Below are 22,155 nucleotides of genomic sequence, written 5' to 3' on the forward strand. Positions count from 1 at the left end.
CGTTGATGCCTCCCGTGCGCCGGTTGCCCCGGCTGCACCGCATCGGCCCCGTCCTGCGGTCCTTATTGGCCTCCTATCGACAGCTCCCCGGTTTCGGCTGGCGGGGTAGCGGGCGGCCGCCGGCGGCGCCGGTCGGTTCGCCATTCTCGATTGCGATCACGCCGTTGACGACCACCGTGCGCATGCCGGTGGAGAACAGCGCGGGATGGATGTAATCGGCGCGCGGCGCGAAGCGGGCGGGATCGAACATGATCACGTCGGCAAAGGCGCCGGCTTTCAGGTGCCCGCGGCCGTCGAGGCTGAACATGTCGGCGGTGACGGCGGTGCTGCGGTCGATGAACGCGCGCAGGTCGATCACTTGTTTGTCGCGGACGTAATTCGCATATTTGCGGGCGAACGAGGCGTAGTAGCGCGGGTGGCCCTGCGAGGCGTCGGAGCTGGTGACGACCCAGGGCCGGTTCATGAAGGCGGCGATGTCCGCCTCGCTCTGGTTGAACGAGGCGACGCCGGCTTCGCGCTGCTTGAGGATCGCGATGGCCGCGTCGATCGGGTCGATACCCCGGGCCTTGGCGATCTGCTCGAGCGTCTTGCCTTCGGCGTCTGCGGGGCCGGAAGTGATGAGCAGCGATGCGGGGCCGCCGCGGCGGCGCAGGTTGTCGGCGATTTCGGGCCGCATCTTCGCCATCACGGAGGGGTTTTCGAATCGCTCCAGCAACGCCCGCCGACCACCATTCTGCGCCCAGCGCGGGATGAGCGCGGCGGAAAGTCCGGTGCCCGATGCCGACCAGGGATATTGGTCGGCATGAATCATCTGCCCGGCCTTCTGCGCCGCCTCGATCTGGTCGATGATCGCCTGAGCCTGGCCCTGCACATCGACGCCGAGCGCCTTGATGTGCGCGATATGGACCGGGATGCCGGCCTCACGGCCGATCTCGATCGCCTCGGCAACCGCGCCCTTGAGGCCGATCGTGTAGGAGGATTCGTCGCGCAGATGGCTGTCATAGATGCCACCCTTCTCCGCCGCCGCCTTTGCCAGCGCGACCACCTCGTCGCGCTTGGCGAAGCTCTGCGGCGCGTAGAACAGGCCGGTGGAGAGGCCTAGCGCGCCTTGGCACATCGCGCTGGAGACGAGGCCCTGCATCTTCGCCAGTTCTTCCGGCGTCGGCGCGCGATCGTCCGGGCCGATCACCTTCAGCCGGACGGCGCCCAGCCCGACATAGGTGGCGAAGTTGATGCCATAATCGCGACTCGACTGGCCGAGCGCCGCTTCGCCCTCGCCGCCCTTTGCGCCGCTGTCGCGCCCGAAGGTGCGGGCGACATCGGGATCGCCGCCGCCGTCCACGCCGATGAACGCGGTGGTCACGCCCTGGGTGAGGAACGGCATCACCAGCCGCGCGGCGGGATCGCCCGAGGCGAGCGCGCCATTCACATGGGTATGCGTGTCGATGAAGCCGGGGGCAACGATCATGCCGGTGGCGTCGATGATCTTCGTCGCCGTGCCCGGTGCCTTGGGCCCGACATAGACGATGCGATCGCCGCGGATCGCGACATCGCCTTTGAACGGCGCGGCATTGCCCGGATAGACGGTGCCGCCGCGCAGGATCAGGTCGGCGGCGGGTTCCGGGCTACCTCCCTGCGCGAGAGCGACGCCGGCGGCGGCGACCAGCGTGATGCCCGCCGCCATTCCAATCTTCAGTCTATGTCCCCGAACCATGTGCCGCGACTCCCTGTTTGGTTATGGCTTTCGGTTATGGCGCTCCCCAGAAGCCCGGCGACGGCGGCGAGAGCACGCCGCCTTTGCCAAGCACCCCGCCCGGCCGGTCTTCCGCCAGCCATAACGGTCCATCGAGATCGACGAAGCTCGAGCGCGCGGCGATCACCAATGCCGGCGCGATCGACAGCGAGGTCGAGATCATGCTGCCGGTCATCACACCCAGCCCCGCCGCTGCCGCCGCGTCCGCAAGCGCCAGCGCGCCGGTGAGGCCGCCGGTCTTGTCGAGCTTGATGTTGATGACCTGATATTTGCTGGCGAGCGCGGCGGCATCGTCGGCGATGTGCGCGGACTCGTCGGCAGCGATCGGGATCAGCGGGTTGAAGCCTTCGAGCGCATCGTCCTCGCCCGCCGGCAAAGGCTGTTCGAGCAGATCGATGCGCAGATCGACCAGCATCGGCTGCAGGCGCTCGATCTCGGCAATCGTCCAGCTTTCATTGGGATCGACGATCACGCGCGGCGCCGGCGCCATCTCGCGCACCCGGCGGATCTGCGCCTCTGGATCGCTTCGATCGACCTTGATCTTGATGAGCGGCACATCCGCCAGCTTGCCCGCGGCGGCTGCCATCGCATCAGGCGTATCGAGGCTGACGGTCATCGCCGTCGGCGTGGCGCCGAGCGACGGCAGGCCGAGCAGTTCGGTGACGCTGCGCCCTGCGAGCTTGGCTTCCAGATCCCAGAGCGCGCAATCGACGGCGTTGCGGGCGGCGCCGGCCGGCATCGCGACCAGCAGCTCCTCACGCGAGATGCCCGCTTCGATCGCGCCGCGCACGGCCTCGATCTCCGCCAGCGCGCCTTCGATCGACTCCCCGTAGCGCGGATAGGGAACCCCCTCCCCGCGCCCGGTAACACCCTCGGCCGATACCGAGACGGTCACCACATCGGCGACCGTCTTCACCCCCCGCGAGATGCGGAAGGGGGTGGCTAGAGCGAAAGCGTCGCTACGCGCGGCGAGGGTTCGAAGCATGCATTGATCCTGTCGATGATGGGATCCACACCCATGGCGAAGGGGTCGGTACAGGGCAGGCCGAGCGCATCGGCCGTCTCGGCGCAGAGCCGCCCGGCTTCGGCGCGGGAGAGCTTGGACGTGTTGAGCGCGACGCCGACTGCCTGGACATCGGGGCTGGTGAGCCGGGCGACCGCGAGATTGGCCTCCAGCGTCTCCTTGAGACCCGGCACCGGATAGTGCGGCAGGCCGCGCATGTGCGGGCGCACCGGATCGTGGCAGAGCACGAGGGCCGCGGGCTGGGCGCCGTGGAGCAACCCGGTCGAGACCCCGGCGAAGCTCGGGTGGAAGAGTGAGCCCTGCCCCTCGATCAGGTCCCAGCCGTCATCGTCGCGCGCCGGGGAAATCTCTTCGATCGCGCCTGAGATGAAGTCCGCGATCACCGCGTCGAGCGGCACGCCGCTGCCGGCGATGAGAATGCCGGTCTGGCCGGTGGCACGGAAATCGGCGGTCATGCCGCGAGCGCGCATGCCCTGCTCAAGGCAGAGCGTGGCGTACATCTTGCCGACCGAGCAATCGGTGCCGACGGTGAGCAGGCGCTTGCCTGCGCGCTTCCTGCCGTTGCCGACCGGAATGCCAGGCTTGGGATCGCGGACATCGTGGAGCTTGCGGCCATGCTTCGCCGCTGCCGCGACGATCGAAGGTTCGTCGCGCAGCCTGTGATGCAGGCCCGAGGCGACGTCGAGCCCCGCCTCGATCGCGGCGATCGCATCGGCCACCAGATCGGCGCCCATCCGGCCGCCGGCATTGGCGATGCCGAGCACCAGGGTCTTCGCTCCGGCGGCAACCGCCTCGGCAAAGCCCATGCGTGGCAGTTCCAGCGTCAGCGGGCAATCGTCGTACCGGAATTCCCCCACGCAGTCGTTCGGGCGGAACACCGCCAGGCCGCGCGAGGTCTTGATGCCAACTTCGTCGTGCGAGTGGCCAAGGTACAGGAGATAGGGACTGGCAATCATCGGAAACCCCAACCTGTGGTTCGAGTCACATGATTGCCGAAACTGGCGATATCACAACGTCGGAAAGCCGCGCTGCAACATAACCATTGGTTATGGAAAACCGGGTGTCACCATTTTGACGCGATTTACACGAGCCGGGAAAGATCCGCCCCGACTTGCGCCGGGGCGGAAGGCTTGGGGAACGGCTTAGAACTCGGCGCTGACGCCCAGGGTGAAAGTGCGCCCGCTGGTGGTGTAGACCACGCGGCGCGCGATCTCCCCGCCGGCGAACTGCTCGATCGGCTCGTTGGTGAGGTTGATGCCCTCGGCGATCAGGCGGATGCCCTTGGTCAGGTTCACATGGGCCTGGAAGTCGATGTTATGGGTGGCGGCGATATAGTCGCCGACATTCCCGACCGTGCCGAGGCCGGTGTAGTATTTGCTGCGATAGGCGTCCGACACGCGGATGCCGAAGTCCTTGTCCTCATAATAGAGCGTCGCGTTCGCCGCCCATTTGGAGAGCTGGAACAGCGGCAAGCGCACGAAGGTGTTGCCGACCTTGCCCTGCTGGTGACCGTCGAACCAGGTGCCGTTGGCCGTCACGCCGAGATGCTTGAGCGGGCCCGGCAGGAAGGTGAAGTCGTGCTGGAACGCGACTTCGATACCCTTGATGTCCGCGCCCGGGCCGTTGATCGGCTGGCTCACGTCATAGGGGGTGTTGGCATCCTGGCCCTGGATCAGCAGCGACAGCGGCAGGCCGGTCTGGCCATAGGGCATCGTCACCGTCGATGGCGAGATGAAGCTGTCCATGTTCTTGTAGAAGAAGCCGATCGAGGCGAAGCCCGAGCGGTCCATATACCATTCGATCGAGCCCTCGACCGAAGTTGCCTTGTAGGGCTTGAGGAACGGGTTGCCGAGGCTGAGGCTGCCGCCGTTCGGACGCGTGGTGATCGATCCCGCCGCCGCCAGGTCGCCCAGGCCCGGACGATTGACGTTGCGGCTGGCACTGACGCGCACCACCAGGTTGCGAGTCACGTCGAGCGCGACATTGGCCGAGGGCAGCCAGCCCTTGCTGTTGGTCTCGATGACGACCGGCACGAAGCCTGCGCCGGTGGCAAGGTGCCCGGACGAGGTCAGGTCGGTCGAGTAGTAGCGCACGCCGGCATTGGCGCGCAGGCGCATGTCGCCGAGATGGGTATCGAGATCGAACTGGGCGAAGCCGTTATAGCTCTTCTCGTCGACATCGAAGTCGCTGCCCGCCTGGAGATTGGCGGCGGTCAGGTCACGCTTGTCGCCGACCGCGGCATAGACGCCGTCGACATTGCCGACGATGTACTGGAGCAGCGTGTCCGGCCCGACGAGCTGCTTCACGCTGTTCGGCACGACGATGTTCGCCGGCACGTTGTGGAACACCTTGTTCACCCAGGTGTAGCCGCTGTTGGTGAAGTGCTTGTAGGCGCCACCGGCCTTGAAGGTGAGCGCGTCGTTCAGCTCATACGCCGCATCCAGCTTGGCGTTGGTATAGCGGTTGACGATCTTGTTCTCCTGCACGTCCAGGCGCTGGACGGTCCAGAGATCGGGGTTGGTCAGGTCGATGCCATAAGTGTTGACCGGGATTCGCGGGCGAGTGTCGTAGCTGAAGGCCGTCTGCTTGGCCTCCATGAACACCTTGTCGAACACCGGCTGGGCGAAGTCCGATTCCTCATAGCCGCCGAGCGCGTGGATGGTCAGGCGATCGCCAAGCTTCCAGCTGAGGTTCGCCACGCCCTGATAGAAATCGGTGTGGTTCTTGACGATGTGATGCTCCGAGCGGAGATCGATGCCGGTGAAGCTGGCGGCGCGCAGCGTGTTACTGTCGTCGATCACCGCGCTGCGGATCACCTGGGTGCCGGTGACGCTCGAGCCGGTCAGCGGATTGCTGCCCGCGGTCGCCAGCGCATAATCGTCGCGATAGTCCCACAGGCGGCCGTACAGGAAGTCGACGTCCAGCTTGAAATTGTCGCCCGGATGATACTGGACCGACGAGGTGATTCCGAGGCGACGGCGGTCATTATACCAGGTCGAGGGCGACTGGGCGGTCGGCTGGTAGACGCCGGCGAGCAGCTTGGTGCGGGTCGCGGCATCCACTTCCGGGCCGATATTGGCGGTGCCGTACTTGGTCAGGCCCCAGCCCCAGTTGCGATAGCCATATTCGTTGTTCTTGATCTGGCTGTAGGCAACCGAGACCAGCGCGCCGAAATCACCCGAACGGACCGAAGCGAGGCCGACCAGGCGCGGGGTGATGCCGCTGGTGTTGGTGTTCGTCTGGCCCTTGGCCGAGACGACGAACTTGGAGCCGGCATAATCGAACGGCTTGGCGCTGTAGAGTTGCACGGTGCCGGCGATGCCGCCCTCGTCCTGCTCGGCCGCGAACGACTTCTGCACCGCGACGCGGTTGAACAGTTCCGAGGCGAACAAGCTGTAGTCGAACGAGCGCGAACGGCTGACCGCGCCGCGATTGTCCATGCCCGAGGCCGTGTTGCCCATCACTTCCATGCCGTTGAGCTGGGTGCGGGTGAAGTCCGCACCCAGGCCGCGCAGCGCGATCTGGCGGCCTTCGCCGCTGTCGCGGGTGATGGTGATGCCGGGCACGCGCTGCAGCGCTTCGGCGAGGTTCAGGTCAGGAAAGGCAGCGATATCGGATGCGACGATGTCGTCCTCGGCACCGACGGCCTTGCGCTTCAGGTCCTGCGCGGCGTTGAGACTCTCACGATAGCCCGAGACGACGATCTGCGACTCTTCCTGAACTTCGGGCTCCTGCGCGGCGGCCTGGGGCAGCGGGCGGGCAACCGGGGCAGCGGCGGCAACGCGGGTGGTGCGGCGCGGCGCCGGCGCTGCGCGCGACGGGGTGAGCACGACCACGCCGCCACGCACCGAAGCGGTCAGGTTGGTGCCGCGCAGCAGTTGGTCGAGCGCAGCGCGAACGGTCAGCGCACCGCGCACGCCCCCGGTGCGGCGGCCGGCGACCGCGTTCGGCGCGACCACGACCTGCAGGCCGGTCGCCTGCGAGAATTGCGAGATGGCGCTGCGCAGGTCCGATGCACCGATATCAAAGCGCATCTGTGCGCTCATCGATGCTTCGGCGCCGTGGGCCTGGGCCATTGCCGGCATGGCGAGCGTGACAGCCACAGCCATGAGTGAGATTCCCCTGATACGATCCATGTGTTCCTCCGCTCGGGCGCGATGCGCGCCTCGGGGGAAGACGGGGGTGGATCAGCTTCCGGACAAAAGAATTTTATTGCAGTGCAGCGTCATTGATCTGACGTTTTTGTGTCACTTCTGGCGGTGGGAACGAGGTGCAGTTCCTCGCCCTTGCGGACCACGTCGAAGCCGTAAGCCGCGCCCATCGCGTCGAGCAGTTGATGCGGATTATCGACGCGGAAACGCCCGGCAACTGCGACCGATGCCAACGCTCCCGGCGGAGGCGCGATCGGCGGACCACCCCGCCGGTTGAGCGCATCGACCAGTTCGCCGAGCTTCATATTATCGACATCGAGCCAGCCCTGACGCCAATCCTGCTGCGTCGCGTCGAAGCGGGTCGGCGCCCGCGCCTTGCCATCGGCGAAACGGGTGCGCCAGCCGGCCTCGACGATCACCGCGCCGTCCTTGCCCGCCGCCGCGCCGCCGAAGCGGACCTTGCCGCGATAGACGGCGATGCGCACGCCGCCGCCGCTCGCGATATCGATGTCGAAGGCCGTGCCGAGCACGCGCGTCGCCGAGCCGTCCGCCACCACGGTAAAGGGCTTGTCGGGGCGGTGAGCGATGTCGAAATAGGCCTCGCCCCGCTGCATCGCGACGCTGCGCGCCTTGTCGCCCAGCGTCACGTCGAGGCTGGTCTCGCCGTTCAGATGAAGCTTCGAGCCATCGGCCAGCTCGACATCGAGCTGCTGGCCGCGCGCGGTCTCATAGTGGAGCGGCGAAGGAGCGGCCGGACGGTACCAGCCCGCCTGCCAGCCGCCGACACCGATCGCCGCAACCAGCGCAAGCGCCCCACCCGCCCCCAGCGCACGGCGCCTATTGGCACGCATCGCCAGGATGTCGCCGTCCGACAGCCGGGGCACCTGGCCCATGGCATCGGCAAGCGCCGGGTCGTCAAGCATAGCCTGGATATCGGGCGCAGCAGCCGGCGGCGCCTCGCGCAGGACCGCGTCATCCTCGCGCATCGCCCAGCGGGCGGCATCTTTCAGGGCGGCGCGGCGACTCACCGGGCAGCTCCCGCCGGCAGGCCGCGGCGTTCGAGCGCGGCGCGCAGGTCGGCGACGGCGCGGGTGCAATGCTTCTCGACCGCGGCCAGGCTCATGTCGAGATCCTGGGCGATTGTCGCACAGGCGATCCCGTCGAGCCGGCGGCGGAGGAACACTTCGCGGCGGAGCACCGGCATCACCTTCAATGCCGCGACGAGAATGTCGACGCGCTGGCGATAGTCGAGCACTTCCTCCGCGCGAGGCATCGGGCAAACAATATCCTCTGCGAGCTCGGCGCTGGCGGGCATCGCCTGGCGGCGGCGGAAATGATCGAACACCAGGTTGCGCGCCACTGCGAAGCAGAAGGCGCCCACATCGGCGACGCCCCTGGTGCGGCGATAGTCGTAGAGGCGGACATAGGTTTCCTGGACGATGTCCTCGCCCTCGTCCCGGTCGCGCAGGCGGCCCTGGACGAAGCGGTGGAGCGCGGCGCGCAGCGCGGCATCCTCGGCCGCGGCGTGGCGGCGCGCGGCGATGGCAGTGAACTCGTTCACCGCGCCACACCCTTGAAGCAAGACCGCGCCGGCGCCGTCATGCCGCTTCTCCCCTGCCTGAGAATCGCCCCGCTCATTGCTTCAGCGCTAGGCACGCTCCGTGAAGCTCGCATGACAACCGCCCCGGCCCGGCTGCTTAAAACTGCAACCTGTCGCGCCTAAGCCCCTGCGAATCGGACGAAAGGAAAATGTGATGCGGTGGACGATCCTGCTGGCGCTGGCGGCAATTGGCGCGGGTCCTGCGCCGCGCGAAGAGACGCCGGCGTTCAGCATCGGCGCTATCGCCGACGCGCAATATGCCGACGCGCCCGACAGCAGCCAGCGCATGTATCACACCTCTCCGGGCAAGCTTGCCGCTGCGGTGGAGGATTTCAACCGCCAGAAGCTCGCCTTCGTTGTCCATCTCGGCGACTTCATCGACAAGGACTGGGCGAGCTATGACGCGCTACTGCCGGTGGCCGCCAAGTTGCGCCACCCGGTCCATTATGTGCTGGGCAACCACGAGTTCTCGGTCGATGACGCGTACAAGCTGCAGGTGCCGGCCAAGCTGGGCATGAAGAAGCGCTATTACAGCTTCGAGCGCGAGGGCTGGCTGTTCCTCGTCACCGACGGCAACGATCTGAGCAGCTATGCCTGGCCGGCCGGGAGCCCCGAGCACAAGCGCAGCATGGCCGCGCATACGGCGCTCTATGCCGACAAGCCGCTATGGGACGGCGCGATCGGCGGCGAGCAGATGGCCTGGATGGACGCCGAGCTCGGCCGTGCCGACAAGCGCCACCTGAAGGTGATGATCTTCAGCCATTTTCCGGTCTACCCCGAGAACAAGCACAATCTGTGGAACGCGCCCGCGGTGATCGCGCTGCTGGAGCGGCATCCCTCGGCCAAGGTCTGGCTCGACGGGCATAATCACGACGGCAATTACGGCGAGCGCGCCGGCATACATTATGTGAACATGAAGGCGATGCTCGACACGCCCGAGACCAGCTATGCCCGGCTCGACTTCTTCAAGGATCGCGTGGAGCTGCACGGTACCGGGCGGCAGCAGAACATGACGCTGAAGATCCGCCCGGATTGACGCTGCGCCGAAGGGCGGCCGCTATTCCTCAGCCGATCCCACGCGCCAGGCCATCGCCGACCGGACGAGCGGCGATCGGGCGGAGGAAACTTGCCGCACAGACCTGGTTACGCCCCTTGTTCTTGGCATCGTACAGCGCGCGATCCGCACGGTTCAGGGCATCATAAATGCTCCCATCGTCGGCCAGGATCGCCGAAGCGCCGAAGCTTGCGGTCAGGGCGTGGTCGATCCTCGCGGCCTCGGCACCGGTGGCGGCAAACGCCTGGCGGATCGTCTCCGCGCAGCCGATCGCCTTCGCCAGGTCCGCGCCCGGGAGATAGATGACAAACTCTTCTCCGCCAAACCTGGCGACCCGCGCCTCCTCGGGCATATGCGCCATGATGACACGGGCGAATGCGCTGATCACCTGGTCGCCGCTTTGATGTCCGAAACGGTCGTTGACCGCCTTGAACCAGTCGATGTCACAACTGATCACCGCACCCTTGCGATCATGGGCGCCGACGCTCGCCCGATCGAAACCGCGCCGGTTGAGCGATTGGGTGAGCGGATCGAGTTCGGCTTCGCGGCGATAGCGGGCGATGAGTTCGGACATGCAGCCGGCAAGCGCGGCGAGGCCCAGGAATAGCCCGAATACACTCGCGAACGCCTGCATCAGGAAGAAATAGACGCTGTCGAGAAAGGCACCGGAGCCTCGCGTGACCAGCAAGGTGGCGAGACGGCTGAGGCCGTCGAACGCGACGAGCAGCGCGGCCAGGGCGAGCGCTTGGTCCAGGCGATTGCGAAGATGCGGGAGCGCCGCCACGAGCGGCAGCGCAATCAGGACGAAGGAGGCCGCGTCCGAAACCGCAAGCTCCAGCAGTGGCACCTGCAGCAATATGGCGACGCCACAACCCAGGACCGCCCCGACGGCGATGAACAGGCGCAAACGCAGGAGCCAGCGGGCGCGCCAACGCACCAGGAGAGCTTCGCTATAGGCGAGGAATGCACAGGCGAAGAGGGTATCGGCGAGGAGCGGCCAGGCCGGGGACGGCAATAGCTGGTCGACCGCCGGAGCCCAGAATCCCAGCGCCGCACAGCCGAAACCCGCTGCCCATAAAGGGGCCGCGGCGGGACCGAGGCGCGAAATGGCGAGGAACAGCAGCGCGAAGGTGCTGAACATGACCGGCAGGAAGAAGGCGAAGTTTGTCACGAGCGGCCCGGATGGCGAGGGAGAGCCGGGGATCTAGGGGCAAGCGGTAAACGCCGGGTTGCCCCATGGAGCGATTCGCGGGCGCAATTCCGCAAAAAACTGGTGGTAGGTGGCGGAGAGGGAGTCCGCCAAATCACGCCCTTAACACCTTGATAATAAGGCATATTCGGGCTCCATTTTTCGGCGGTACCCAACAAGGGACCACCATCTCTCGAAGCATGGAATTTCTGACCTAGAGAAATACCAAGCGGCGCCATTTTTAACAAGCGATCCAGGCCGAATCGACCCCTTTTCCTGCGCTCAAAGCCCCCCGCTCCGACTCCTCTTGGCGACCGAGCGGCTTGCCAAGAAAGCCGCCGGCATGCATCATTACGACCGCGGGCAGGCCGACTGGATCGGTTTGCATGAATGACGCTGACGACAAGTTCCTGCGGATCAAAGCGGTGATCGATAAAACCGGCCGCTCCCGCGCAGCGATCTATAGAATGATGGCTGAAGGTCGCTTCCCTCTTCAAGAGCGCATCGGAGTAAGGGCTGTCGGTTGGCGACTGTCCGCGATACTTCGTTGGATGGCTTCGCCCTCGGAGTTCGGCGACGCCTCCAACCGCGTAAACGGCAAGCGGGAATAAGCTTCTGGGCGCTGCTCTGAAGCCAAAAACGGAACAATAGAGAATCCAAGATTTGGACCGACTAGCATAAGGTCTCTAAACGAGAATTCAGAAATTGCTGTACTAGAAAAACGGCGACGCTCAAAAGCCTAAGCTTCGCGGCTGAAATCGGCACATCTGGCCTGTCTGCTTGTGAGGGAGAGCGGGTAGACCGTCGTGACACGCCGCCTCACTTGCCAGGCTGCTGGGGGACGTCCAAGCTTTGGCCGCTTCTACGAATTTCACGGTTGCATTTCATGTGCCATTGTGTGGCAGCAGGTGCCAATCAGTCGTGGCGTCCACGCATCCCTGAGATCCGCATTCCTCATTACATTCAAAATGCGCCTAATTCAGATTGAACAGTCGGCTCGGACTGGCCTAGGCCGAGAACAAGTCAGCTAATTCATTGATTCTCGTAATTTCGATCAAGTCTCCGCGTGAAACACGGCGCGTGGACGCGTGTCCTTTTGACCATTCGCAATCGGGGGAATATTCTGATGAGCACGACGCCGACCGATCCGGCTTCCGACATCTACGGGCGCACGCTTCCGACACTTACGTCGGAGCAGTCCGAGGCAATGCGCGGCGTCATCGCTGAGAGCATGGCGACGCCATACGGCGTGCTGAGCCTCGACATGTCGCGTGCGGAACATCGCGGTTTTGTGCTCGATCAGTTCGGCGGGGAGGAATTCCTCGAGCGTTATTTCCCCTCGACCCGCAACCTCGTCGAGCTGTCACGTCAGGCGCACGAGGCGCAGGGCGGGCCCACGCCTGCCACGCTGCTGGAGATGGAGGATCCCGCAACCGACGCCTGGCATCCGCTTGTCAATATCAGCTATGTCGGGCTCGAGGGGGATGGCGTCCGATTGGTCGCCCAGGGCGTGGTGACGCTCCCCTATATGGCATCATCGATGACCTCGACGATGAAGTTTGTCGATCAGGGTACAGGCGGGGTGCTCGGCTTGATCACGGTGCCGACCCAGTTCAACCTGAGCACACAGATCACCAATCTGAACGGCATCCTGCCGCAGACTTCGCGCGCGGAAGACGTGTACGCCGTGCTCACCGTCCAATATCTGGAAGCCGGCTCCACCCAGCCGAGGCAGGTTTCGGCGACCGTGCCGCTGGTCGGCCCGCCCGGCGCCGGAGCGTCCGATGCTGCCCAAGCCGCCCAATCCTCCGAACTGGCCACGCCGATCGCCAAGGTGAGCCCGACCGATCCGAACCATAATAGCCATCCCGATCGGGATTTCGTCAAGGTCGGCCTGAACCGGACGCCCGACCAAGTGGCGGACTGCGACTATTACTATCAATATGGCAATCAGGGATCGAAGCCGATCGTCGGGCTGCAGGTTTCCGGCAGCGCGACGCTTATCGCGGGCTATTCCGTTGCCGCCAATCCCGCGTTCCGCGGATCCTGCGTCCTGGTGCGTCGGTCGGGCACCGGCGGCGGCGCGACGCTGGCTTTCCCCTCCGCCAACATCCCGCAGGCCTGCAAGGGCAGCGGCAATGCGGTCACGTGGGCGATCGGCCCCGACTGGCTGCAGGGCGCGCCCTGGGATCAGGGCGACATCGTCGATCTCGACTTCACCTTGAGCTTCGCTGTCCAGCCGACGGGCACGGCCACGCTCCGCGTTACCAGCGTCGCTCAGGGCATCGGCACACCACCGACGAACCTTGGCACCGTGGCGCCGATCAAGTTCGTATGGGGGTGCGTCGCGACCGGCACGCTCGTGCGGATGGCCGACGGGCAGCGGCGCGCGATCGAGACGTTGTGCGCCGGCGAGCGCGTGGCCGGACCCGGCCGCGGTCTGCGCATCGCCGAAGTGTGGCGCGGCCATGAAGGCAAGCCGCTTTGCCGGATCGCGACGGCGTCAGGCGCCGAGGCGCTGCTAACCGAAGGCCATCCGGTGCCGACCGCCGACGGCGTGGTGGCGGCCAGCGATCTGGCCGTCGGCATGACGGTCACCACCGAGCACGGCCCCGAGCCTCTCGTCGCGGTGGAGTGGGTCTCCTACGACGGTGCCGTCATCAATCTCGACCTGCTGCCCGATGACGCCGAAACCCTCGCCGATATCGACAACGATGCGATCACGGCCTTCGAAGCGGGCGGCATCCTGGTTGGCGATAACCGGATGCAGGGCGTCCTCAACGAGCGCGCGGCGATGCGCGCCGGCCCCAGCCCCTTCGTCACGCACGGGCCGGAATGGCGGCTCGACATCCTCAACAGCAGCCGGATCGCCGAGGGCCTCGTCCCGATCGAGCAGCTGCACGCCTGAATCCGGCCGGCGGCGGCCATCCGGCTGCCGCCCCAGGCGAACCCTGTCGCCACGCCAATTGGGGAATAGTCCAGATGTCCAGCCTCGCCGCCACGCCGGCCGCTCCGACCATCACCGCGGTGCAGTGCCAGAGCGGGGGCACCAATCCGGTCTTCGACATCGTCTGGCAGCCTCAGGACTATCAGGGTCCCTACTCGGTCGTCGTTACCAACAATGCCGGGGCGACGATTGCGGGCACCACCAGCATGGCCGGACCCAATGGCGCGACCTGGACGGCGACGCAGGCCATGAACGCCGCGACCGACAGCTACTCGGTCCAGGCCGAGGCGACGGGCTTTCCCGGCGTGATCAGCAACAAGGCGCCGCTGTTGTTCGCTCCGGTGACGGCGGTTGCCACCTTGTTCGATGGCGTGACGCTGCAAGTGGGCTGGAGCCCGCCCGCCTCGCTCACGCCCGCAGGATCGGCGCAGATCCTGCTCCTCAGTCCGGCAGGCGCGCAGGCGACGGTTTCGGATACCAGCGGGTTCGGCACCATGATCGTCGGCGCCAATCTGCGAGGCGGCAGCGGCGACTGGACCGTCTATGTGACGCCGCAGTTCGACATTTCGAGCGGGCCCCAGAGCGACCCGGCGACGGTCTATCACGCGACCACGACGATTGCCGGCGTGACGGTGCTGGGCATGAAAGGTCCCGCGACCCAGCCGACTGCGATCGACCTGCAGGTCGCGATCCAGCTTGCCGGCGAGCAGGTTGGGCAGACTTCGTTCATCGCCGCGCTGCGATCGCACGGCACCACGCTCCTCACCACCGCGCCCTTCACGGGCAGTTGGCAAAGCAGGGACGGCTTCACGACCTGCACCGCCAATGTGAGCTTGGCCTATCCGCTCAATCTCGCGTCCGTCTTCGAGGTGGCGGTGGCCCAGTCGTCGGCAATCGCGGGCATCGCCACCGGCCCTCTTGGCGTGGCGACTCCCTTGAACCTGCTGCAACCCCAAGGCCTTAGCGCCACGGTAACCGCACAGGGTGCCGATCGCGTCATCGACGTTGTCCTGACCCCCTTCGAGGGCCCTGGGGCAGCGGCGACTGCCTCACGCATCGCCGCCACCGTACCGATCGAAGGTGCCACCGTAACCGTGACCACCCCGCTCATGGCCGGCTTCAAGACCCGGCTGCCGATCCCGCAGGCGCGGATCGGCGCGGCTTATCTGCTATATGGTGCGCAGGCCAGCGGGATGAACATCGGCCCATGGACCGGCGCGAGCGCGTATCCGGGTGCCGGCGAGCCCGTAAGCGGCGGGCTGCCGCTGGTGACGAGCCTTCCGGTGATCGCTTCGGTGACGGTCGATCAGGCCGGGATGGCCACGCTCGGCTGGGGCGCGATCCCGGACGCGGGGCTAACTGGCTATCGATTGAGCGCCATGTCAGGCGGTGCCGAAGTCACGAGCACGCTGGCTGGCGGCACCAGCGGATCGCTGCCCGCCGTCGCCGGATCGAGCTTCGCGGTATCGGGCGTCGCCGGGCCGGTGACAGGCCCTGCCAGCGCCGCCGTCACCCCGATCACGATCGCACCTGGCCAGCCTAAGGCAGCATGGACCTCGACCGGAACGCAATGCGTTCTGAGCTGGCAAGCGCCTGCCAGCGGCCCGTCTCCCACCGGCTACAAGATTGCCATTTACGACGGCGCCACGCTCATCCACCAAGCCGACTCGGCAGCCCCAAGCTACACCGTGCCGGCGGGAGTACTCGGCCCCGGCGCGCTTTACCGCTTTCAGGTACTGGCGACGGTCAGCGGCCCGCCGGTGCTCACCGGGCCGTCGAGTGCGTTGGCGGAGATCGTCACGGCAGCGCCCGCCGCGCTCACAATCGGCTATGACGGCGCTCGCCTCGCGGCGCACTGGGCGCCTGTCGCAGGTGCCACCGGCTATCGCGCCGTCCTGTTGCTCGACGGTGCCGAGAGCGGCCAGCCCTGGTTCAGCGCCGAGGCTTCGGCGTCGCTCGCGCTCGGCTATGATCCGGCCAAAGCCTATAGCCTCGCCGTGCAGGCGCTGGCCGGCGGCGCGACCGGCCCCGCAGCCAGCGCACCGATCTTCGGCGCGGGTCTCTATCCCAGCTTCGTCACGGGCAACACCGCCGCGCTGCTTCCGGCGATCGCGCCGGGGATGGCTGCACATCCGATTGCGATCGGGCTGCCGCAAATCTTCACTACAGCTCCGCAAGGCACCCTGCCTGCCACCGCGCCTTTCGCGCTGACGGCCGGGACGGCGCCGTACAGCTATGTGCTGACGATCGACGGCGTAGCCGATGCGCTGCCCTGGACTTTCACCGCGGACCCGATCCGCGCCGATCTGCTCCAAGCCTATACGGCATTCCTCACACAGCTTTCCGACGCGAGTGCCACTGCGCTCGGCCTGCAGACGGTCCAGCAGGCGATCTCCCGCGCGATGCCGCAGAGCTTCGCGGAGACGATGCTCTACGGCTATGGTTTCACTGGCGCGAGCGGGTATGCCGATCTCACACCGGGCATGGTCCTGCGCGTCGAATATGAGAGCTATCAGACGATGGGCGCCGCGACGCCCAACCAGGCTGAGCTCAACGGCTTCATCACCACCGCGGTCGCCCGCTATCCGATCGTTCGCTCCGCGGGCGGGGCCACCACGCTGACGGGGCTTGATGCCTTTATCGCCCGGCTCATGGCAACGGGCGGCACGAGCGTGTCGGAGCCGGTGATCACCAACCGGAAGCAGGCCGGGGCCGGCGGCCTGATCGACAGCGGCTATGCGAACCTGCAGCGGCCCTTCCTCCGCCTCGTCTATCCCCCGACCTTCCCCGGCACCAACGAGATCGGCACCCCCTATCCCGAGTTCAATGCGGTGCTGCTCGCCGCATCGAAGCTGTCCGATCTTGAGGCCGCGACGCGTAACCTGCGGGCCGGCAATCCGGCCGGGCCAAGAGTCGGCACGCTCTATTTCCGCGGCCGCACCACGCTGGTTCCCGAGCTACGGGTGTTCCTAAACGATATCGAGCAGCTGGTGCCGTTGGGCAGCACGCTGGGCGACATGCTCGCGGGGCGGGCGATGGAACCGTCGCCGGTCGGGCTGCCGCTCACCGGAATCGAGGTAACGCGGGGAATCGGCGCGGCGCTGGTAGGGTCGCCCAGCAGCTATGATGCGGGCAGCGGCATGCCGCTCCGGGTCGATTGGGCCCCTGCGGGCAACACGGCGCTGCTCGCGCTGCCGCTACTCGGGGGCGACCGCGTCCGCCTCGGCGGCCGCGCGGCGTGACCGGCACGCCCGAGCCTGGCTTTGCCCAATCCGGCTCGGCTCCAGCGATCTATTGGCTGGAGAATGGCGACCGGCATGCGGGTTTCCAGCCCTCGGGCGCCGTGGCCTTCGGCAACAGCGTGACGTTGACGCAGAGCTGGACCGACATGCGCGGCCTCTGGTTCTGGCTCGATGCCGCGCCAGAGGACGATATCGCCTTCGCGGCGGCACTAGCCGCGTATCTCTCGCTGCTGCCGACGCCGCGCGGGCCGCGGGCGCTCTGGATCGCCGGCACAGCGGCTGCTGACGTCAGCGCGTGGCGAGGCACCGCGATGGACATGGACCGGCGCGGCGACGAAACGCTGATCGCCGCGGGCGCTGCCTTCGTTGCCGGCGGGGTCCGCACGCAGATCGCCGCGGGCGGACGCGTCACGATCGGCGAATATGACGAAGGCTTTAGCGGCTGGGGATTCCAGGTGCAGGGCGATCCTTGCCTCGTGTTCGCCACCCCCGACGCGCTGACGAGCGCAGCGGGCGGCCGCGCGGGCTTTGGCTATGGCACCGGCCAGGTCGGATGCCTGGCCTGGAGGCTCGCGCTGGGGGGGCCGGCGGAAGGGGGTACCGGGGCCGGCCTCTCCGCACTTGGCGCGGGCCTGCGCTTCTTCGGCCCCGATGCCACAGATCCCGGCGCCGTCCATGTCCTCAGGATCGAGGCGCTGCGCCAGCGCGAGGCACTGACGCTCTATTGCTGCCTCGACCCTCTCGCGCCGCTGGATTCTGCCCGGACCCGGCTGGCGCTGCTGCCGTTCAACGCCACGCTCGGCGCACCGCCAACCTTCGGAACCGGCTATATCAGCGCGCGGGGCTATGGCGTTTCGCTGGCCACGCGCAACCTCGCCTCGGCGACCCCTCCGGGGTTCGTCTTCGCGGTGCAACCGCTGGTGACGGGCGCGCCCGGAGGCATGCCGGCTGACGTGCCGAGCATCTTCTATCTGACGCCCGATGGCGATTTCGAGATCGTCCTGACCAATACGGACGGGGCGCTGGTGGTCGCGAATACCCGCGACGAGGCCGTCGCGGGGCCTGCGGAGCGGCTTTTGTGCGGCACCAGCGGGCTCGACTATATCGGGCTCGCCGCCGCGACCGGATCGATATTGAGCTTCCGCGGCGGCAAGCCGGCTTATGCGCCGCCGGCCACCGACCAGACCAGGGTCGCACGCCTCGCCGCCCGGGAGGAGGAGGAGGAGGAGGCGGCGCCTCCCGCGCTCACGGCGCTCGGCACGACCGCCTGGTGCTGGGTCGGCGGACACGCCGCGGCACGCTATTATGCGCAGCCGGAGGAGGCCCCTTTCTATGCCGGCGGCGATGCCGGCTTTCTCAACTTTCTCGAAATGGCGACGGCGGCGCTGACCAGCCCGGACCCCTCCCCCGCCTTTCCGATGGTTGGGTATGCCGGTCTCGATCCGGCGGAGAGCGATTTCGCCGCCGAGATCGAGGCGCGAGGCATTGCTCCGGAGCGGCGAAGACAGATCGGGATTTCTACGCGGACGCAATGGGCTCCCGCGCCGCCCGAAGCCCTCGCGGCGAGCGTGGCCGAGTTGACCGCGAACGGCGCGGTCACTCCAGCCGTGGCACCGATGGGCCTCGCGCTCGGCTATGCGGGAGACGGCGTGCCCTGGTCCTGGCTGGCCATCGGCAATACCGGGACGGGCGAGGACGGCCTGCCTGACCTGCGCTTCACCGCCGTCGACGGTGCTTTCCGCCAGGCATTGCTCAGCAATCGTCTCTTCATGGTGCTCGGCGACCCGGACGCGGTGATGGCCAGCGCCTCGGTCGCCTATCAGCTCACGCGCGCCTCGCTGAGCCTAATCAAGGCGCTCCCCCCCGCCAAAGGCGTGCCGCTGGACGTCTATAACGCGGTGGCCCAAGCAGCGGCACGCGCCGGCTACCGCGTGTATCCGACCGAAACCGATTTCGATGCGATGCTGGTGGGCGCTGTCAGCACGATTACGACCGAGCAGAAGCGCGTGTTCCAGCGCTTTGCCGGGCTGCTCTCGCCCAAGATTGGCGATTGGCTGTTCCGGATGAGCCCGCGCAACTGGCTGGCGCCCGATCGCAGCGTATCCAACAACGCCCGGCTGATCTTCAAGTTTGTCAACGGACGCTCGCTCGCCGAACTGGTCGCGGACACAGCGGCCTGGGGTTGGCCGGAGGCCTCATCGGTCGATGGCCTAGCATCGAGTGCCCGCGACGATATCCAGGCAATCATCCGATCCGCACGAGAGGGCGATGCTGTCGCGCGGGCCAAGAGCCTCGCCTCGCCCTATGCGCGCTTTATCGATGTCATTGACGATCCGGACTGGGCGGGCGTGCTCGCCCTGTCGGTGGAATCGCCGCTCGACAGCCTCCCGGAACCGCTCCAGCCGCTGGCCGCAGGCATCGATCCGAAGAATTTCTACGCGCATCATCTCGGCCTGACCGCCACCTCCTTCACGTCGGAGGGTGGAGCGATCGACTTCGACGTGACGTCGAGCTTCGGGCTGATCGACTATCAGAACCCCGAGGACCAGTATTTCGCCAGCGACATCAGTTTCGCGTTCCGCGTCCAGCAGCTCACTGTCGGCTTCGAGAACGGAAAGCTATCGAGCTTCTCGAGCTCGGCCCAGCTTATGGCCAACCGGCTCTTCGGCGCGCGCACGCGGCTGTGGCCGAGCGAGCATGGCAACAACCTCATCCTCGACGGCGTCTACCAGACCGAGCGCGATGCCTCCGGGCAGTCCCGCGACACCTTCCTGTTCGCGCTCCGCAGCGCCGGCGCGTTCGAGTTGGGGCTCAGCACCCTTCGCGAAGTCGGCGTCGAAACCGCACGCCTGGTCACCGTGCGCGCCGCGGACCCGGCCGGCGGTGACACCACTGTCACCGCGGCGTTCCAGCTCTCCGGCAGGCTCCGCTTCGCCGAGCCGGCCAATTTCGATCCCTATTGCTGGGGTCCCGCCACGGACGAAGCGGAGCCCGATGTCCCGGTGTCGACCGGGCTGCTCTATTCCAACTACGCGATCACGATGCGCTTCTCGCTCTCGAATCCGACGGCGGTGGCCTTCTCGATCGCCGAGAGCGCGATCACCCTCGACGCCGCCAACAGTGTACCTCGGCTCAATTCGCTGATCGCGCGCTTCCCGATGCGGTTGACGGGGCTGGTCGGCACCAGCGATCCCCAGGTTACCGGCACCGCCCCCTCCAGCCGGACTCCGGAGGATGACGGCTTCGTCTCGATCTCGGCACCGCTGCAGCAGGGCAAGCTCACCCAGCCCTGGTACGGGCTCGTCTATGAGGTCGATCTCGGGACGCTGGGCGCGCTTGCCGGATCGGTGGGGCTCAAGGTCCAGCTGCTGGCAGCCTGGAGCCCGTCAAATGCCCCCGGCGTGCCGCGCGCCGATTATTTCGGTGTTGCGCTGCCCGGGGTTGAGAAGGCGCTGGGTGTCACCCTGCCGCTTCAGGGCATCCTCGATATCGGTTTCCGCACAATCCAGTTCAGCACCTATGACGATGGTGACGGCCGCCGCCAGTACCTGATGCGGTTGCGTGACTTCGGTCTGCACGTGCTTGGCCTGTCCTTCCCGCCCGGCAAGAATGACATCACGCTCTTCGGCAATCCCGACCAGAATTCGAACACCAAGCTCGGCTGGTACGCTGCCTATGACAGCGGAAAGGAAGAGAAGCAGAAAGCCGTGCCGCAGCTGGGCACCCTGCTCCGGAACGCGCGGCCGGCCCGCGGCGAGCGTCCGACGGAGGACGGCCGATGAAGGTGATCCTCGACGCACTGTGGTGCGGCCAGGGCATGGCGCACATGGTCCGGGTCTTCCGGGACGAAGCCGCCGATCCTGCTACGACCGCCGCCGACTGGCTGTGCCTGTTCGACCTGGGCGCCGGCGGGCTGGGCGAAAGCAAGAAGGCGCTGGGCGTGACACCGCCGGTGCATTTCATCATCGAGCAATTGAAGATGCAGCAAAAAGCCGGACGACGGCCAACGATCGAACTGCTGCTCATCAGCCATCAGGACAATGATCACTGGTCGCTGCTCAGCGAGCTCAATGAGCGCATCATCGCGGAGAAGCTGGACGTGCTCGTCGAGCGGATGCTGGCCTGTGGCACCGAATGGCTGGAAAGCTCGGAAGAGGGCGTGCAGGCATTCTTCAACCGGGCGCGAAACTGGCGCTGGTGGCAGACGATGTTCAGCAGCTTTCAGATAGCGGACCGCATCGAGCCGGTCACCTGGGTCGGCGACATGCAAGTGCTGATGCTTGTAACCAACGTCGCCTCGAAGGACACTGGCAAGGTCAGCAAGACCACCGGCAAGAAGATGAAGCTGGACATCGTTCGGAACTGCTCATCGGCAATGGTGATGCTGCAGATCGGTCGATACGCGTTCACCTTACCCGGCGACGCAACCTGGGAAACGCTGGGCGCATTCAAGAACATGATGGCCAACTGGCCGCAGAACCCGCTTGCGTACAGCTATGCGACTTCGGTTCCCCACCATGGCGCATACCGCACCATCTATCAGGGCAAGCGCGCCGGCGGCCTGTCGAACCTCATATGGTTCACCGACTACACCCAGCCCTATCAGATCTTTGCGAGTGCAGGTTTCGAGAACACCCATAAGCATCCGCATGAGATCATCCTGACGACGTTCGGCAAATTCACTGAACAAGTGGCGCAGTTCGAGCCGCATCCGCTTGTGGTCTACACCACCAAGTTCATGCTCCGCCGGGACGTCAAGGCGAATAAATACACGACGGTTCTCAACCTCACCTCCCCCGTGCAGTCCTGCAACTGGATCTTCAGCCTAACGCCAACCACGGCGGGAACCGGCCGCCAGTTGTTCGAAGCGGGCATTCCGGGACTGCTATCCGCGCCGGCGCTCAGCGAAATCGACCTTCACGACCAGATCGACGCAGTCGAGGAGGAGGAAGACGAGGACGTCATCGACATGGTGACCCAGGATATGTTCGCGATCCGCCAGGAAGCCGACTTCCCGATCCCCCGCAGTCCGGTACAATGGTTCGAGACCCCGCTGCCGCTGGGGTCCCCCGCCCAGCCCCAGCTTCGCGCCGCCGATCCCGAGCCGCGTGTTCACGCGCCGCGCCCTTCTGCCGGAAACGCCGCCGCCTCGTCGCGCCGGCGCGCGCCCACGCGGCGCGTGCGGCCTGATTGAT

General features: G+C 66.4%; 13 protein-coding genes. 6 read left to right on the top strand and 7 right to left on the bottom strand.

What is annotated here, in order from left to right:
• Window positions 1-73 precede the first annotated feature (73 nt).
• The 6 genes from O3305_RS06595 to O3305_RS06620 all read right to left on the bottom strand — a co-directional run bounded on the left by O3305_RS06595 (window position 74) and on the right by O3305_RS06620 (window position 8,489).
• Complete coding sequence (locus O3305_RS06595; protein ID WP_269575673.1) at window positions 74-1,684, bottom strand: N-acyl-D-amino-acid deacylase family protein; 1,611 nt, start codon at window positions 1,682-1,684, stop codon at window positions 74-76.
• 64 nt (window positions 1,685-1,748) lie between these two features.
• Window positions 1,749-2,738, bottom strand: a complete 990-nt coding sequence (gene dgcA / locus O3305_RS06600) for an N-acetyl-D-Glu racemase DgcA (protein WP_269575674.1) — start codon at window positions 2,736-2,738, stop codon at window positions 1,749-1,751.
• A complete protein-coding gene (gene dgcN / locus O3305_RS06605) occupies window positions 2,696-3,733 on the bottom strand; it encodes an N-acetyltransferase DgcN (protein ID WP_269575675.1) in 1,038 nt (345 codons plus the stop codon). The genes dgcA and dgcN overlap by 43 nt, the downstream gene beginning before the upstream one ends.
• A gap of 186 nt (window positions 3,734-3,919) precedes the next feature.
• Window positions 3,920-6,886 carry a TonB-dependent receptor gene (locus tag O3305_RS06610; protein ID WP_269575676.1) on the bottom strand — a complete coding sequence of 989 codons (2,967 nt, stop codon included), beginning with the start codon at window positions 6,884-6,886 and terminating at the stop codon, window positions 3,920-3,922.
• A gap of 116 nt (window positions 6,887-7,002) precedes the next feature.
• Window positions 7,003-7,956, bottom strand: a complete 954-nt coding sequence (locus O3305_RS06615) for a FecR family protein (RefSeq protein WP_269575677.1) — start codon at window positions 7,954-7,956, stop codon at window positions 7,003-7,005.
• Complete coding sequence (locus O3305_RS06620; protein ID WP_269575678.1) at window positions 7,953-8,489, bottom strand: RNA polymerase sigma factor; 537 nt, start codon at window positions 8,487-8,489, stop codon at window positions 7,953-7,955. The genes O3305_RS06615 and O3305_RS06620 overlap by 4 nt, the downstream gene beginning before the upstream one ends.
• 193 nt (window positions 8,490-8,682) lie before the next feature.
• Between O3305_RS06620 and O3305_RS06625 the strand changes: the two genes are divergently transcribed.
• On the top strand, window positions 8,683-9,564 hold the full coding sequence (locus O3305_RS06625; RefSeq protein ID WP_269575679.1) for a metallophosphoesterase: 882 nt from the start codon (window positions 8,683-8,685) through the stop codon (window positions 9,562-9,564).
• Between the two features lie 28 nt (window positions 9,565-9,592).
• On the opposite strand, the gene O3305_RS06630 is transcribed toward O3305_RS06625, so the two are convergent.
• The gene (locus O3305_RS06630) at window positions 9,593-10,753 is read right to left on the bottom strand and encodes a GGDEF domain-containing protein (protein WP_269575680.1); all 1,161 of its coding nucleotides are present in this window, start codon (window positions 10,751-10,753) and stop codon (window positions 9,593-9,595) included.
• A gap of 404 nt (window positions 10,754-11,157) precedes the next feature.
• Between O3305_RS06630 and O3305_RS06635 the strand changes: the two genes are divergently transcribed.
• The 5 genes from O3305_RS06635 to O3305_RS06655 all read left to right on the top strand — a co-directional run bounded on the left by O3305_RS06635 (window position 11,158) and on the right by O3305_RS06655 (window position 22,154).
• Window positions 11,158-11,382 carry a helix-turn-helix transcriptional regulator gene (locus O3305_RS06635; protein WP_269575681.1) on the top strand — a complete coding sequence of 75 codons (225 nt, stop codon included), beginning with the start codon at window positions 11,158-11,160 and terminating at the stop codon, window positions 11,380-11,382.
• Window positions 11,383-11,897: 515 nt separating this feature from the next.
• Window positions 11,898-13,679 carry a Hint domain-containing protein gene (locus O3305_RS06640; RefSeq protein WP_269575682.1) on the top strand — a complete coding sequence of 594 codons (1,782 nt, stop codon included), beginning with the start codon at window positions 11,898-11,900 and terminating at the stop codon, window positions 13,677-13,679.
• Window positions 13,680-13,753: 74 nt separating this feature from the next.
• Window positions 13,754-16,960: a fibronectin type III domain-containing protein gene (locus tag O3305_RS06645; RefSeq protein ID WP_269575683.1), complete on the top strand. Its 3,207-nt coding sequence runs from the start codon at window positions 13,754-13,756 to the stop codon at window positions 16,958-16,960.
• A complete protein-coding gene (locus tag O3305_RS06650) occupies window positions 16,957-20,742 on the top strand; it encodes a hypothetical protein (protein WP_269575684.1) in 3,786 nt (1,261 codons plus the stop codon). Before O3305_RS06645 ends, O3305_RS06650 begins: the two co-directional genes overlap by 4 nt.
• The gene (locus O3305_RS06655) at window positions 20,739-22,154 is read left to right on the top strand and encodes a ComEC/Rec2 family competence protein (protein ID WP_269575685.1); all 1,416 of its coding nucleotides are present in this window, start codon (window positions 20,739-20,741) and stop codon (window positions 22,152-22,154) included. Before O3305_RS06650 ends, O3305_RS06655 begins: the two co-directional genes overlap by 4 nt.
• Window position 22,155: the final 1 nt, after the last annotated feature.

The organism is Sphingomonas sp. NIBR02145 (genome assembly GCF_027359115.1).
Taxonomy (GTDB): domain Bacteria; phylum Pseudomonadota; class Alphaproteobacteria; order Sphingomonadales; family Sphingomonadaceae; genus Sphingomonas; species Sphingomonas kyeonggiensis_A.